Genomic DNA, 13,503 nt, shown 5'->3' on the forward strand with positions numbered 1-13,503 from the left:
GGATCGGCTGCGGGGATCAGCCCACGCGCCCGTCTTGGGGGGACCCCTGCGACGTACACCCGGCGCCCGGTGTCCTACCTGGGGATGACCTCTCCCCGGAGGGTCCCCCCAGGGGCCGCAGAGGGCTGTTTTGCGACATTCCTCAGAGCCGGGCCGTTCCCAGCGTGGCACGCGAGGCCGGAGGGGACGGATGACGCCGCATCAGTTGCCCGCAAATCAAGACAACCTCGCTTGCTCGCACCGCCGTTCGGGTCGCGGACCCCGATAGGCTCGACCTGCACCCCGTAACGGACCGAACGCACACGCTCACGGTCCCGAAGCCGGTGCCCGGATGGTGGAATGCAGACACGACGAGCTTAAACCTCGTTGGCCTACGTGGCCGTGCCGGTTCGAGTCCGGCTCCGGGCACCACTCTTCACTGTGGCTCTGAGCTGGGGAAAAGACCGAACTCCAACCCACTGGTTCGTGGCCTTGGAACACCGTGGGAGCACGAACCGGACGCGCTGGGCCGCCGAGACCAAGTGCCCACCCACCCGCTGTCTCGGGAGGTGTCCCAGTGACCGGGATCAGCGACTCCGTGGCTCACGTCGTGCGCCGGGTGGATCGGGAGGCCGCAGCAGCCTCGTGGCTGCTCACCGCCGCGTCGGACAGGCGGCAGGCCCGCCGTGAATGGTCGGAACACGGCATCACGCTACTCGCGTGCGGCGGCATCATGACCGCCGTACGTATTACGGCCGGTCTGGTCCACGCCGCCGCCGGCACCGACGAGCCGAATGCCCTGAACGCCTACCTCCGCGACGCGGTGGAGGGCGACGGACTTCCCCGGCACGGAGTGCCTGGACGCGCGGACCTATCTCGGCGTCCCGGCCGTGGACTGTACCGAGCCGGGGACCGCTCGCTCCCACTGGTGCGTGCCGCTCTACTCGGGATGGTGTCCCGCCGAGTGGTGTAGCGGGTCGGGGGTCGAACGCGCGGGTGTCTGCCCGGGGCGTGCATCCGCTGTCACCGCGTGCTCCCTGACTTAGCTGCCCGCGCCCCGACAACCGCTCCCAAGCCGGTTGCCACTAACCCGATCACTGCGATGGCGAGAGGAACCACGAAATCCGTCACGGCGGCACATCATGGCTGCTCAATCAGTTCAAGGGAACACCGCGTCGTGCGGCCTGACAGCAGGACCAACGGCATCACAGCTCGTCAATCAACCGCGAATACATGAACATGTCCCGGCGTTCGTCCCCCACCTGTCGCCATCCACGCAGCACCGAGCGCAACCCGCGCGGAGCAACCTCACCGCTGCTTCGTCAATGACGACAGAGGGTGTCGGGTTTACGGCTGACGATGGACGTATGCGCGAAACCCCAGAAGAACTCGACAAGCTCCAGTCCCTCCTCGACTCCTCCCTCTCCGGCTCGACCGCACACCTCCGCTCGATCGTCGAGGGCCGCACCATCACGGCGGCGCAGCTCACCGGGGCCCTCACCGGCATGTGCACGCTCGCCCTCTCCACGGTGACCGCAAAGGGCGAACCGCGGATCAGCGGCGCCGACGGGCACTTCCTGCACGGCCGGTGGCACTTCGGCACGGCGCGCAACGCCGCCAAGGCCCGTCATCTCGCGGCCCGTCCGGCCGCCAGCGTCGCGCACATGCGCGGCGAGGACCTCGGCGTGTTCACCCACGGCACGGTGGAGGAGATGAACCCCGAGGACGCCGAGACCACGGCCGACTGGCAGGAACTCCTCGCCTACTTGAAGGACTTCTACGGCGACGACGACGCCTTCGACTGGAACCGCGAAGTCGTCTACTACCGGCTGAACCCGCACTGGATGACCGTCTACGCCCCCGACCTCGACAAGCTCACCGGCACGTGACGCCGGGCCCGTCGACGAGGGCCTGCACCTGCGCGTACGTGGGTGCGGGGCCGGTCGACGGCGCGCCGTCGCGTACCGCCAGCGCCGTGGCGACGGCCTCGCCCAGCGCCCGCCGGTACAGCAGCGACCCGAGGCTGCCCCGCCCCCAAGCTCTCAACTCCGCTTCGCTGCGTTCGAGCAGGGAGTACCCCCTTCGCCGAGGTCGAGCAGCGCCTTCAGGTCCGGGCCGCTACTCGGCCGCTCAGCTCTGTGCGCCAAGAGACGTAGCGGCCCTGGTGCGCGCGGGGCTACTCGCCGTCCGGGCTGCTGAGGACCGAGACCAGTGAGCACGCCGATGTAGTGCTGTTCCTGCGGGGGCACCCGGGACGTGTTCGTCGAGACAACTCCCGCTTTCACCGGCCCGGCTACAACCGCGAGGTGTGCCTGCCCTGCCTGGAGGCGGAGGAGGAACCGCCCGCGTGCTGCTCCGGTTGCAACACGCCGCAGCTCGGCCTGCACCTGACCGCCCAGGCGGCCCGGGAGGACGGACCGGTGGTCTCCACGTGGCTCTGCAGGACGTGCGGGGTCCTAGGCTGCGATGAGGCCATGGAGCGCATGGCGCCGGAGCCCAGCAGCGCGCGGTCGGCCAAACGGTGGTCGACGGCGGACTCGGCCGTTCGGCGTCGCACGTGGGCCGACAGCGCCCAGCCGGCGCGAAACAAGGGGCGAGCAAGCTCGTCGACCAGGTGATGTACGAGCCTGAGTAACTGGGCCGAGGCGCCGGACACCCGGACGGCTGACGTTTCTTCGCCACTTCCCGGTGGCCGACCGCCTTGGCCTCGCTCACCGCCCGGGGCTTCCCGCGCCGACCCGGCGCGGGAGGCGACCTGGCCCGCCCCGAAGCCAGAGAAGGCAGGCACCACGTGACAGAGACAGCCGGCAAGGTCAAGGTGTGCTCGCTCAAGCGCGCGTCGGCGCAGATCGTCCCGAGCGGGTCCTACACGATCGTGCGCTTCCCGTTCGGCAGCCCGGAGCCGCACGACGCTCACGGCATGCACCAGTTGCGGCAGCCGAACGGACACACCATCCGCTCATGGGACAAGGACGACAGGTCCGGGCTGATATGGCCCAGCCACAAGGGGTGGGGCTCGCTGTACGCGATGGTGCACTGGGAGGACGGCAGGTACACGGAGCTGCGCGACCAGTTCGTACGCGATCCCCTCGGTTTCGGGCCCAACCCGGTGGACACGACCGCCACCGACCACAGGCCAAGATCGATCGGCATCCAGTGCTTCACGAAGGCGTGGGCCATGTTCGTCTCGCCGAGAACGCCCCTCGCCCTGCGGGTCGCGCACAACCACCCCGGACCCAGGAAGCTCGTGCTCGCCGAACTGAAGCTGGTCATCCACGACGCCTAGGAGCGCCCGGAAGCCTCCTCGCGTTCACCCGTCCGGGCACCGTCAACCCGGGACCGGCACACGCGTTCCCCGGGTGGGTGAAGCGGTGGCCGGAGAGAGCCGCGAGGCGCCGGGACGGGCGGGCCCGGATCGGGCGGGGTCCCGGATCGCCGCTGCTACGTTGGAAGACTGGAGAAGAGGCATGTTCCGGGCTCGGCACGGTACATGCACAGCTGTCCTCGAACCAGAGCCGCCCTCGAACCCTCCTCGAACCGCGAAGGTTGTGCCGACATGCAGACGCTGCTGACCTATGCCGGACCCGCCGACGAACGGTCGCTCGCCGACCGGACCGGCGGTCTCCCGCTCGTCCCGTCCGGGGTGGACTGGCCCGAGTGCGCCACCTGCAACGGGCCGATGCAGTTCGTCGCCCACCTGCTGGTGGGCGACGAGCTGCTGCTCGCGGTGTGGATGTGCCAGTCCGACCCGGGCGCCTGCGAGGAGTGGGACCCGTGGGCGGGCGGCAACCGGGCACTGCTGTACGGCAGGGACGGGCTGCGGCCCGCCGAGGTCCCCGAGGGCGGGCCGACCCTGCTGGCCGAGGTCAGCGGCATGGACCGCACGCCGGTCGACGCGCCCACCTACTCCGACGCGTCCAGGCAGTGGGCGGACGCGCCGGGGCGGGGCCTGCGGGACGCGCTCGGCAAGGTCGGCGGCGAGCCGTCGTGGCTGCAGGGCGACGAGACACCGGACTGCCCCGGCTGCTCGGCGCCGATGGAGTTCGCCGCGCAGTGGGAGGAAGGCCACGACCACAAGACGGCGGTGAACTTCGGCGGCGGTGGTTGCGGCTACGGCTTCGTGTGCCGGGCCTGCCTGCGGGCCGTGTTCCTCTGGCAGACCTGACAACGGGTGTGGCAGCGGGCGGCCCGCGCCCGCTTGCGCCCCTCCCCCCGGCGGCTCAGGACCGCCAGTCGCGGGTGCGCAGCGGGAGGCCGGAGCTGCCTGAGGACGGGGTGCGCACGGCGAGCACCTGGTTGACGCCGATCCGGTTGCGTTCGAACGACAGCGCCGACGCCGCCATGTAGAGCCGCCAGACGCGGGCCCGGCCGGGGTTCGTCAGGCGGACCGCCCCCGGCGCGCCGGGGGCGGCCGGGCGGGCCAGGGCCGCCTCCAGGTTGCCCACCCAGGCGCGGAGCGTCAGCGCGTAGTGCTCCCGCAGGGACTCAAGGTCGCGGACCTCGAACCCGGCCTGCTCCAGCATGCTCACGGTGTGGCCGACGGGCGACAGTTCACCGTCGGGGAAGACGTAGCGGTCGATGAAGCCGTTCAGCCGGTAGGCGCGCTCGCGGGCGTGGGGGCGGCGGGCGATCTGGTGGTTGAGCAGTCGGCCGCCGGGCCGCAGCAGGGCGTGCAGCTGGTCCGCGTAGAGCCGGTACTGGTCGGAGCCGACGTGTTCGGCCATGCCCAGCGAGGCGATGGCGTCGTAGGGGCCGTCGTCCACGTCGCGGTAGTCCTGGACCCTGATCTCCACCTTGTCGGCGAGACCGGCCTCGGCGACACGCTTGCGGGCCATGGCGGCCTGCTCGCGGGACAACGTGACGCCGGTGGCCCGCACGCCGTAGGTCCCGGCGGCGTGCAGCAGCAGCGAGCCCCAGCCGCAGCCGACGTCGAGCAGGCGGTCGCCGGGTTGCAGCGCCAGCTTGCGGCAGACCAGGTCGAGCTTGTCGTGCTGCGCCTGCTCCAGAGTGCCGCCGTCCGTCCAGTAGGCGCACGAGTAGACCATGCTCGGGCCCAGGACGCAGCGGTAGAAGTCGTTGCCGACGTCGTAGTGGTGGCGGATGGTGCGCCGGTCGCGGAGCTTGCTGTGGCGGGCTCCGAAGTGGCCGCGCACCTCCTCCGGGGGCGGCGGCGGGGGCGGCATCGGGCCGGCCAGGGCCAGCATCTCCCGCGCGGTGGCGGCAAGCCGGGAACCTCGGGGCGCGTGCTCTTCGGGGACCAGCCACAGCAGGCCGGTGGCCCGTTCCAGCGCCTCGTAGAGGTCGCCCTCCACGTCCAGGTCGCCGGCCACCCACGCACGGGCGGCGCCCAGCTCGCCGGGCCGCCACAGCAGCCGCCGCAGCGCCCTGCGGTGACGGATCACCAGCACCGGGCCTTCAGGTGGTCCCGCCTCACTTCCGTCCCAGGCGCGGACGCGCAGGGGCAGAGCACTGCCCAGCGCCGTCTCGGCGAGCGCGCGGACGCGATCGGCTGCGGTCATGGGGGCGCACCTCCGCTCGGTGGGTTCCGAAGTCAGAGTAGGCACCGGGCGTGTCCCCGCGCCGGGTGATTCCACCTCGACGCGCCGACCTCCGCAGCCCTCTGACGCACCCTCGGCACGCCCGCCTCCCACGCACCTCACGCGCCCCCCGCACGCGCCCGTGGGCGCTGCCCGGCAGCGGCCCCCCGCCCGGGCAGCGGCAGGTGAAGGAGCGAACGGGCATGCCGAAGGGGCGTGAGCCCCACGGATGGCTCACGCCCCTTCGGCGTCGGTACTGCTCGGCTGCCCGGCCCTAGGAGGCCTTGGCCTTGGACTTCGCCCCGACACCGGCGGCAGCCGGGGCGGGGGCCGGCTTGGCGGCCTCGTAGAACTCCTCGCGGGGGTTCTCCATCGCACCGAGGGAGACGACCTCACGCTTGAGGAACATGCCGAGCGTCCAGTCGGCGAAGACGCGGATCTTGCGGTTCCACGTCGGCACGGCCATGCCGTGGTAGCCGCGGTGCATGTACCAGGCGAGGCGGCCCTTGAGCTTGATCTTGGTCTTGCCCAGGACGATCATCGCGACGCCCTTGTGCAGGCCCAGACCGGCCACCGCACCCTTGTTGGCGTGCTTGTAGTCGCCCTGCGGGAAGCCCCGCATGCCGGAGATGACGTTGTCGCCGAGCGCCTTGGCCTGGCGCAGCGCGTGCTGCGCGTTCGGCGGGCACCAGGCGTTCTCGACACCCGCGTTGCGGCTGGCGAGGTCCGGCACCTGGGCGTTGTCGCCGGCGGCCCAGATGTAGTCCGTGCCCTTGACCTGGAGCGTGGGCTCGACGTCGACGTGGCCGCGCGGGCCGAGCGGCAGGCCGAAGCGGGCCAGCGCCGGGTTCGGCTTCACACCGGCCGTCCACACGAGGGTGCTGGAGTCGACCTCCAGGCCGTTCTTCAGCACCACGTGGCCGTCCACGCAGGAGTCCATGGAGGTCTCGAGGTACACCTCGACACCGCGGTTCTGGAGGTGCTCCAGGCCCCACTTGCCGAGCTGCGGGCCGACCTCGGGGAGGATCTTGTCCGCGGCGTCCACCAGGATGAAGCGCATGTCCTCGCGCTTGATCGACTGGTAGTACTTGCAGGCGTCCCTGGCCAGGTCCTCGACCTCACCGATGGTCTCGGCACCGGCGAAACCGCCGCCCACGAAGACGAAGGTGAGCGCCTTGCGGCGGACCTCCTCGTCGGTGGTGGAGTCGGCCTTGTCCAGCTGCTCCAGCACGTGGTTGCGCAGGCCGATGGCCTCCTCGACGCCCTTCATGCCGATGCCCTGCTCGGCCAGGCCGGGGATCGGGAAGGTGCGGGAGACCGCCCCCAGCGCGATCACCAGGTAGTCGAAAGGCAGCTCGTACGACTCGCCGACGAGCGGCGTGATCGTGGCGACCTTGCGGTCCTGGTCGATGGTCGAGACGCGGCCGGTGAGGACCTCCGCCTTGGGCAGCACACGACGCAGGGGGACGACGACGTGGCGAGGCGAGATGGAACCGGCTGCGGCTTCGGGCAGGAAGGGCTGGTACGTCATGTACGACCGCGGGTCGACGACGGTGACCGTCGCCTCGCCGTAGCGCATCTTCTTCAGGATGCGGCGCGCTGCGTACAGACCGACGTACCCGCCACCCACTACGAGGATTCGAGGACGCTCCGTGGTGCTCATGATTCGAGTATCCAGCACCTCCTGGGGGGTCGCTCGTGAGCCCCTTCACAAGCACCTTCCCCACCTCTGTTACACTCCCCCGCCCCGTGAGCGGCGCCACATGCGATCGGGGAACCAGGGGCAACCTCCAACCGTTGGGTAACCCGTTGTGAGCTGCACTGATTGCCACACGAATCACCACCGAAGGCTCAGGCGCGACTTCCGATCGACACCTGGTCCACACGTGACCGCAGCGCGCCGCGCGCTACGAGGGCGGCTCGCAACGGTTCAACGGTCGAAATCGGGCCCACCAGGGCACTTTCTCTTGTGAAGAACTTCACGAACTTTCTCCGAGGCGGGTCGTCCAACCCCCTCCAGGGCCCCCTTCGCCTACCTGACCAGGCCCCTGTGTACACGGATCCGCGTACACTGGAGTCATGACGGAGAACAGCGTGACGGTTCGAGAAGCCCGTGCCCAGCTGGCCGACCACATCAACCGGGCCGAGCAGGGCATGCCCACAGTGATCACCCGGAACGGCCTCCCGGTGGCGGCCGTCGTGCCCATCGCGGAGTACGAGGCGCTGGAGGAGGCAGCCGATGTGCTGCTGGCCAGAGAAGCCGAGGCGGTGCTGGCGGAGGGCGGCGGCACGGTGACGATGGCGGAGCTGCTGGCGGATCTGTTCGCCGAGCCCGACCGGGGTGCGGCGTGAAGTACGCCTTCCGGTTCACCGCCGCCCCCCAGCGGCAACTCCGCGCGTTGGAACGCCCAGTGGCCATGCGCATCCTGACGGCTCTCACCTCACTCGGCGACGACCCCTACCGCGAGGGCGCCGACATCCGGAAGCTTGCCGGCCCATCCGGTCTGTACCGACTCCGTGTGGGCAGCCACCGGGTGGCGTACCGCATCGAGGACGATGCACTCGTCGTGCTCGTGGTCAAGGTCGGTGACCGGCGCGACCTCTGTCGCGGACTCTGACGCCGTCCCCTGCGACCCCCGCTCCGGGCGGGCCGCGGGGGCGGTGGCGGTCAGCCGGTGGGGTCGGCGGCGGAGAAGGCGATGCCGTCGAGGATGTCGTGTTCGCTGACGACGACCTCGCGGGCGCCGGTCCGCTCCATGACGGCGAGCAGGATGAGGGCTCCCGCAGCGATCACGTCGACCCGGCCCGGGTGCATGACGGGGATCGCGGCGCGCTCCTCGTGCGTGGACCGCAGCAGGCGGTCGCTGATCTCGCGGACCCGGTCCAGCGGGACCCGCGCGTGGTGGATGGCCGCCGGGTCGTAGGTGCCCAGGCCGAGCGCGACGGCGGCGACAGTGGTCACCGAGCCGGCCAGGCCCACCAGGGTGGCGGCTTCGCCGAGCGGCACCGCCTCCGCGGCCTCGTCGAGCGCGGCCTCGATGTCCGCGCGGATGGCCGCGGCCTGCTCGGGAGTGGGCGGGTCGGTGACCGCGCCGTCGCGGACGAGGTGACGTTCGGTCAGGCGGACGCAGCCGATGTCGACGCTGCGGGCCGCCCGGACCGCGCTGTCGCCGGTGACCAGTTCGGTGGAGCCGCCGCCGATGTCCACGACCAGCCACGGCCCGGCGTGCGCGGACCCGGCGAGTTCGCGGGTGGCGCCGGTGAACGAGAAGGCCGCCTCCTGGTCGCCGGTCACCACCTCCGGTTCCACGCCCAGGATCTCCTTGACGCCCCGCACGAACTCGTCGCGGTTGTCCGCGTCCCGGGACGCGGAGGTCGCGACGAAGCGGAGCCGGGTCGCACCGAGGGAGCGGATCACCTCGGCGTAGGTGCGGCACGCGGCGAACGTCCGCTCCAGCGCCTCGGGCGCCAGGCGGCCGGTCCGGTCCACGCCCTGCCCCAGGCGGACGACCTCCATCCGACGGTCCAGCTCCTCGAACCGGCCGGTGGCCGGGTCGAGGTCGGCGACCAGCAGGCGGATGGAGTTGGTGCCGCAGTCGATCGCGGCCACCCGCGTCAGCCCGCCCGCTGCGGACGCCCCGGCGCCCGCTCCGGCGCCCGTCCCGCTGCCTGCCGCGGCGCTCATCCGACGGCCCCCGGCTGCCCGGCGTCCGGCCGCCCCGAAGCCGACTCGCCGCCGTCCGGCGTCCCGGACGGCGGCTGCGCGCAGCCGTCCTGACCGCCCGTCACGCAGGAGCCCTTGCGCCACCACTCGGGCAGCATCAGCAGGGCCTCGTCCCCGAGCGGGTTCACGCCCGGCCCGGCGGCGAGGGAGTGCGCGACGAGCACGTGCAGGCACTTCACCCGGTCCGGCATGCCGCCGGCGCTCGGGAAGCCCTCCAGCACCTCGATGGCGTCCCGGCGGGCGAGGTAGTCCTCGTGGGCCGCGCGGTAGGCGGCGGCGAGGTCCGGGTCCTCGGCGAGCCGGGCGGTCATCTCCTTCATCACCCCGTCGGCCTCCAGCGTGCCGATGGCCGACGCGGCGCGCGGGCAGCTCAGGTAGTACGTGGTGGGGAAGGGCGTGCCGTCCTCCAACCGGGGTGCCGTCTCCACGACGTCGGGCCGGCCGCACGGGCAGCGGTGCGCGATGGCGCGCAGGCCGCGCGGCGGGCGGCCGAGCTGCTCGCGGAAGGCGGCCACGTCCGCGTCGGTGGGCGGCGTGGAGGGGGTCGGGGGCGGCGGAGTGTCCATGCGGGGTGGCTTCTCTTCGCTCTCTGTGCTGTGTCGGGTGGTCGGCTGGTCGGGGCGCGGCCCGAGGGCGCGGTCCCCCCGGGCGGCGCCCGGGTGAGCGGCGCGCGGCACGGGACCGGCGGCCGTGCGGCGGTTCGCCGTTCATTGTCGCCCAGCCGGGCGGGCGGCAGGGACGCGCCGGGTCAGCGGCGGCTGTCCGCCGTGTCCACGCCGTCCCACAGGTTGTTGTACCAGGCCCGGTCGGCGGCCCGGCGGTCGGTGGGCCGCCGGGGGTCGGCGCTGCCGTCCTCGACGATGAAGCCGGTCTCGCCGGGGCGCAGGTAGTGCAGGTGGCGGCGCGCCTGCTGCTCGACGTAGGCCGGGTCCTCCCAGCGGGCCCGCTCCTTGCGCAGCCGCTCCACCTCGCTGCGGGCCTCCGCCGCCTGCCGGCGCTGGTCGGCGATCTCCGAGCGCTGGGAGACGTACTGCCGCATCGGGTAGGCCAGGGCCACCACCATCGAGCAGATCACCAGGGCCAGCAGCGCGGCACGGCCGGTGAGGCGGCTGCGCCTGGGGGCCGTGAGGCGGCGGTCCTGGGCGCGGTAGACCTTGGCCGCGGCCTCCTCGCCGAGTGCCTTGAGTCTGGTCGCGGTGGAGAACCGGTCCCGGTCCGCGGCCACATCGCCTCCAGGAGTCGCTACGTCTACGTCCCGGCTCACGGTACGGGACCGTGAACCGGGACGCGGGGGCGACGGGCGGTAGTACCGCCGATATCCGTCCTCGGGCGGGTCAGCCCTTGAAGCGCGGGAAGGCGCTGCGGCCGGCGTACACGGCGGCGTCGTCGAGGATCTCCTCGATGCGCAGCAGCTGGTTGTACTTGGCGACGCGCTCGGAGCGGGCCGGGGCGCCGGTCTTGATCTGGCCGCAGTTGGTGGCGACGGCCAGGTCGGCGATGGTGACGTCCTCGGTCTCGCCGGAGCGGTGGGACATCATGCACTTGAAGCCGCTGCGCTGGGCCAGCTCGACGGCGTCGAGGGTCTCGGTCAGCGAGCCGATCTGGTTGACCTTGACCAGCAGCGCGTTGGCGGACTGCTCGTCGATGCCGCGCTGGAGGCGCTCGGGGTTGGTGACGAACAGGTCGTCGCCGACGAGCTGCACGGCGTCGCCCAGGCGGGAGGTGATGGTCTTCCAGCCGTCCCAGTCGTCCTCGTACAGCGGGTCCTCGATGGAGACCAGCGGGTACGCCGCGACCAGCTCGGCGTAGTAGTCGGTCATCTCCGCGGCGGTGCGGGTCTGGCCCTCGAACTCGTAGGAGCCGTCCTTGTAGAACTCCGACGCGGCGACGTCCAGGGCGAGCGCGATGTCGCGGCCCGGGGTGTAGCCGGCCTTCTGGATGGCCTCCAGGATGAGGTCGAGCGCCTCGCGGTTGGAGCCGAGGTTCGGGGCGAAGCCGCCCTCGTCGCCGAGACCGGTGGCGAGGCCGCGCTCCTTGAGCACCGCCTTCAGCGCGTGGTAGGTCTCGGTGCCCCAGCGCAGCGCCTCGGAGAACGACTCGGCGCCGATCGGCGCGATCATGAACTCCTGGATGTCCACGTTGGAGTCGGCGTGCGAGCCGCCGTTGAGGATGTTCATCATCGGCACCGGCAGCAGGTGCGCGTTGGGGCCGCCCAGGTAGCGGAACAGCGGCAGGTCGGACGCCTCGGAGGCGGCGTGCGCGACGGCGAGGGAGACGCCGAGGATGGCGTTGGCGCCGAGCGAGGACTTGTCGGCGGTGGCGTCCAGGTCGAACATCGCCTGGTCGATCAGCCGCTGCTCGGTGGCGTCGTAGCCGACCAGCTCAGGGCCGATCTGCTCGATGACGGCGAGCACGGCCTTCTCGACGCCCTTGCCGCCGTAGCGGCTCTTGTCGCCGTCACGCAGCTCGATGGCTTCGAAGGCGCCGGTGGAGGCGCCGGAGGGGACAGCGGCACGGCCGGTGCTGCTGTCGTCGAGGCCGACCTCGACCTCGACCGTGGGGTTGCCTCGCGAGTCGAGGATCTCGCGAGCTACGACGACGTCGATGGACGGCACGAGCATCTCCTTGGGGTGTGTCCGACTACTGATGCGAGAGCCTAACGGTCTCGCGGCCCGGACGGGGGCTCCGGTCCGTGTCGTGGACCCGAACGACCGATGAATCCGCAGCTCAGAGGTGATCACCGGCAGGAGAAACTTTTGTTCCGGTGTTGAAGAAAAAGCGGCGGGCCGCTCTCTCCCGAGGGGGCGGCCGACGGGACGGCGGCGAGACGGCGCACGCCCGGCCCCGACGGTCGGCAGGACCGTGGGGCCGGGCGTGGACGGTTCCCGCCGGAACCGCGCCGGGCACCCGGGTCAAGCCGGGTGCCGCTGCTGCGCCGCCTGTGGCGGAGGTCAGACGTTGAGCTTCTGACCGGGGAAGATCAGGTTCGGGTCGCCGCCGACGACGTCCTTGTTCTCGGCGTAGACCTTGTCCCACTGGGTGCCGTGCGCGGCGGCGATCGTGCCGAGCGTGTCGCCGGAGCGGACGGTGTAGTTGCCGCCGCGGTCGCTGCCGGAGCGGGACGGCTGCTGCGGCTGGGCCTCGCGCGGCTGCTGCGGCTGCGACTGCTGCGGCTGCGCCGGCTGGGCGGGCTGGCTCTGCTGGTTGTTCTGCTGGCTCTGCTGGTTGCCCTGGTTGCTCTGCGCGCCCGTGTCGACGTTGGGCTTGGCGCCACCGGAGGTCAGGTTGCCGGCTCCGGCGCAGCCCCAGGCACCCGGGCCCTGTATGGCGAGCAGCTGCTCGGCGGTGGCGATCTGCTGGCCCTTGGAGGCGAGGTCGGCGCGGGACGCGTACTTGGTGCCGCCCGCGGCCTCCCAGCTGGACTGCGAGAACTGCAGGCCGCCGTAGTAGCCGTTGCCGGTGTTGATGGACCAGTTACCGCCGGACTCGCACTGGGCCACGCGGTCCCAGGTGTCGACGGACGCCGCCTGGGCGCCGGTGGCACCCATCAGCGGGACGGCGACAGCCGCTGCACCGGCCAGCGCCGCTGCCTGGACGAAGCTGGTGGAACGACTACGACGACCCTTGCTGGAGAAGAGCATTTCATTCTTCCTCACCGACGCCTGCGAGGTGAGCTGTCGGGTTCGGGCGGTGAGACGCCCGGCCCGGCACCGGTGTGGCGCCGGACTTCACCCCAAGCCGCCGAGGCGGCACTTACCTGGGTCCCCCGCTCCTGCCTACGGCGCTGACGCGACGGTTTTCCGACGGCCGCCGGCAGGATTCGGCGTGACGGTCGTCGGTGTCCGCATTGGCGAACGGGATCGACGTTAAGCACACGGCGAGGCACGGTTCAAGAACCGTCGGATACCGCCGATGGGGGCGACTTGACGGATCAAAAGGTGTGTCTTCGCAGGTCGTCCGGCCGGGCAGCCTGTCCGGAATGGTGACGCGCCGACCGTATTGGATGAGGATCATCACACTTCTGCCGGACTGCGGGTATGCGCGGCAACTGTTCCCAGCACCCTCCCGGGGCACCTCCGGCATCATCCGCCACCCTCCAGAACGCCCCGGCGATGCCGGCTGCTCATCGCGGCAGCCGCCCGCGGATGTGTGATGCCTCACCCGTTCAACCTCCCGGCGCCGCCCCGACGCACCCCCCCGGCCCCCCCCCCCCCCCCCCCCCCCCCCCCCCCCCCCCCCCCCCCCCCCCCCCCCCCCCCCCCC

The 13,503-nt window shown here is 71.7% G+C and carries 13 protein-coding genes, 1 tRNA gene and 1 riboswitch; of the genes, 6 read left to right on the forward strand and 8 right to left on the reverse strand.

Annotated features, from left to right (window positions below; genetic code table 11):
* The first annotated feature begins 325 nt into the window (after positions 1-325).
* A tRNA-Leu gene (locus QNO07_RS20600) sits at positions 326-411 on the forward strand.
* Positions 412-1,346: 935 nt separating this feature from the next.
* Positions 1,347-1,868, forward strand: a complete 522-nt coding sequence (locus QNO07_RS20605; RefSeq protein WP_283993687.1) for a pyridoxamine 5'-phosphate oxidase family protein — start codon at positions 1,347-1,349, stop codon at positions 1,866-1,868.
* Here the strand turns inward: QNO07_RS20605 and QNO07_RS20610 are convergent.
* Complete coding sequence (locus QNO07_RS20610) at positions 1,855-2,025, reverse strand: hypothetical protein (RefSeq protein WP_244189907.1); 171 nt, start codon at positions 2,023-2,025, stop codon at positions 1,855-1,857. The two genes, QNO07_RS20605 and QNO07_RS20610, sit on opposite strands and share 14 nt — an antisense overlap.
* Before the next feature lie 745 nt (positions 2,026-2,770).
* Between QNO07_RS20610 and QNO07_RS20615 the strand changes: the two genes are divergently transcribed.
* Together QNO07_RS20615 and QNO07_RS20620 are read left to right on the forward strand one after the other, a co-directional pair.
* Entirely contained in the window at positions 2,771-3,265 is a 495-nt protein-coding gene (locus QNO07_RS20615) for a hypothetical protein (RefSeq protein WP_283993688.1), read from the forward strand.
* 270 nt (positions 3,266-3,535) lie between these two features.
* Positions 3,536-4,144, forward strand: a complete 609-nt coding sequence (locus tag QNO07_RS20620) for a hypothetical protein (RefSeq protein ID WP_283993689.1) — start codon at positions 3,536-3,538, stop codon at positions 4,142-4,144.
* 55 nt (positions 4,145-4,199) lie between these two features.
* Here QNO07_RS20620 and QNO07_RS20625 read toward each other — a convergent pair whose 3' ends face one another.
* Entirely contained in the window at positions 4,200-5,498 is a 1,299-nt protein-coding gene (locus QNO07_RS20625) for a class I SAM-dependent methyltransferase (RefSeq protein ID WP_283993690.1), read from the reverse strand.
* Between the two features lie 292 nt (positions 5,499-5,790).
* Entirely contained in the window at positions 5,791-7,179 is a 1,389-nt protein-coding gene (locus tag QNO07_RS20630; protein WP_283993691.1) for an NAD(P)/FAD-dependent oxidoreductase, read from the reverse strand.
* 416 nt (positions 7,180-7,595) lie between these two features.
* Here QNO07_RS20630 and QNO07_RS20635 point away from each other — a divergent pair, with 416 nt between their 5' ends.
* A complete protein-coding gene (locus QNO07_RS20635) occupies positions 7,596-7,868 on the forward strand; it encodes a type II toxin-antitoxin system Phd/YefM family antitoxin (RefSeq protein WP_283993692.1) in 273 nt (90 codons plus the stop codon).
* On the forward strand, positions 7,865-8,134 hold the full coding sequence (locus tag QNO07_RS20640) for a type II toxin-antitoxin system RelE family toxin (RefSeq protein ID WP_283993693.1): 270 nt from the start codon (positions 7,865-7,867) through the stop codon (positions 8,132-8,134). The genes QNO07_RS20635 and QNO07_RS20640 overlap by 4 nt, the downstream gene beginning before the upstream one ends.
* 50 nt (positions 8,135-8,184) lie before the next feature.
* On the opposite strand, the gene QNO07_RS20645 is transcribed toward QNO07_RS20640, so the two are convergent.
* From QNO07_RS20645 to QNO07_RS20665, 5 genes are all read right to left on the reverse strand, one after another.
* Entirely contained in the window at positions 8,185-9,135 is a 951-nt protein-coding gene (locus tag QNO07_RS20645; RefSeq protein ID WP_283993704.1) for a Ppx/GppA phosphatase family protein, read from the reverse strand.
* Positions 9,136-9,197: 62 nt separating this feature from the next.
* On the reverse strand, positions 9,198-9,806 hold the full coding sequence (locus QNO07_RS20650; protein WP_283993694.1) for a DUF501 domain-containing protein: 609 nt from the start codon (positions 9,804-9,806) through the stop codon (positions 9,198-9,200).
* A gap of 182 nt (positions 9,807-9,988) precedes the next feature.
* Entirely contained in the window at positions 9,989-10,465 is a 477-nt protein-coding gene (locus tag QNO07_RS20655) for an FtsB family cell division protein (RefSeq protein WP_283993695.1), read from the reverse strand.
* A 109-nt stretch (positions 10,466-10,574) separates the two neighbouring features.
* On the reverse strand, positions 10,575-11,855 hold the full coding sequence (gene eno, locus QNO07_RS20660; protein ID WP_283993696.1) for a phosphopyruvate hydratase: 1,281 nt from the start codon (positions 11,853-11,855) through the stop codon (positions 10,575-10,577).
* A gap of 336 nt (positions 11,856-12,191) precedes the next feature.
* On the reverse strand, positions 12,192-12,881 hold the full coding sequence (locus QNO07_RS20665) for a LysM peptidoglycan-binding domain-containing protein (protein ID WP_283993697.1): 690 nt from the start codon (positions 12,879-12,881) through the stop codon (positions 12,192-12,194).
* Positions 12,882-12,884: 3 nt separating this feature from the next.
* Positions 12,885-13,034, reverse strand: a riboswitch (cyclic di-AMP (ydaO/yuaA leader).
* Between the last annotated feature and the right edge of the window lie 469 nt (positions 13,035-13,503).

Origin of the sequence: Streptomyces sp. 549, from assembly GCF_030124175.1 — a bacterium.
Taxonomy (GTDB): Bacteria; Actinomycetota; Actinomycetes; order Streptomycetales; family Streptomycetaceae; genus Streptomyces.

Bases quoted from the DNA above. Each gene is read 5' to 3' on its own strand.
- QNO07_RS20605 (WP_283993687.1), top strand. From the start codon at position 1,347: ATGCGCGAAACCCCAGAAGAACTCGACAAGCTCCAGTCCCTCCTCGAC.
- QNO07_RS20620 (WP_283993689.1), top strand. From the start codon at position 3,536: ATGCAGACGCTGCTGACCTATGCCGGACCCGCCGACGAACGGTCGCTC.
- QNO07_RS20625 (WP_283993690.1), bottom strand. From the start codon at position 5,498: ATGACCGCAGCCGATCGCGTCCGCGCGCTCGCCGAGACGGCGCTGGGC.
- QNO07_RS20650 (WP_283993694.1), bottom strand. From the start codon at position 9,806: ATGGACACTCCGCCGCCCCCGACCCCCTCCACGCCGCCCACCGACGCG.
- QNO07_RS20635 (WP_283993692.1), top strand. From the start codon at position 7,596: ATGACGGAGAACAGCGTGACGGTTCGAGAAGCCCGTGCCCAGCTGGCC.
- QNO07_RS20630 (WP_283993691.1), bottom strand. From the start codon at position 7,179: ATGAGCACCACGGAGCGTCCTCGAATCCTCGTAGTGGGTGGCGGGTAC.
- QNO07_RS20665 (WP_283993697.1), bottom strand. From the start codon at position 12,881: ATGCTCTTCTCCAGCAAGGGTCGTCGTAGTCGTTCCACCAGCTTCGTC.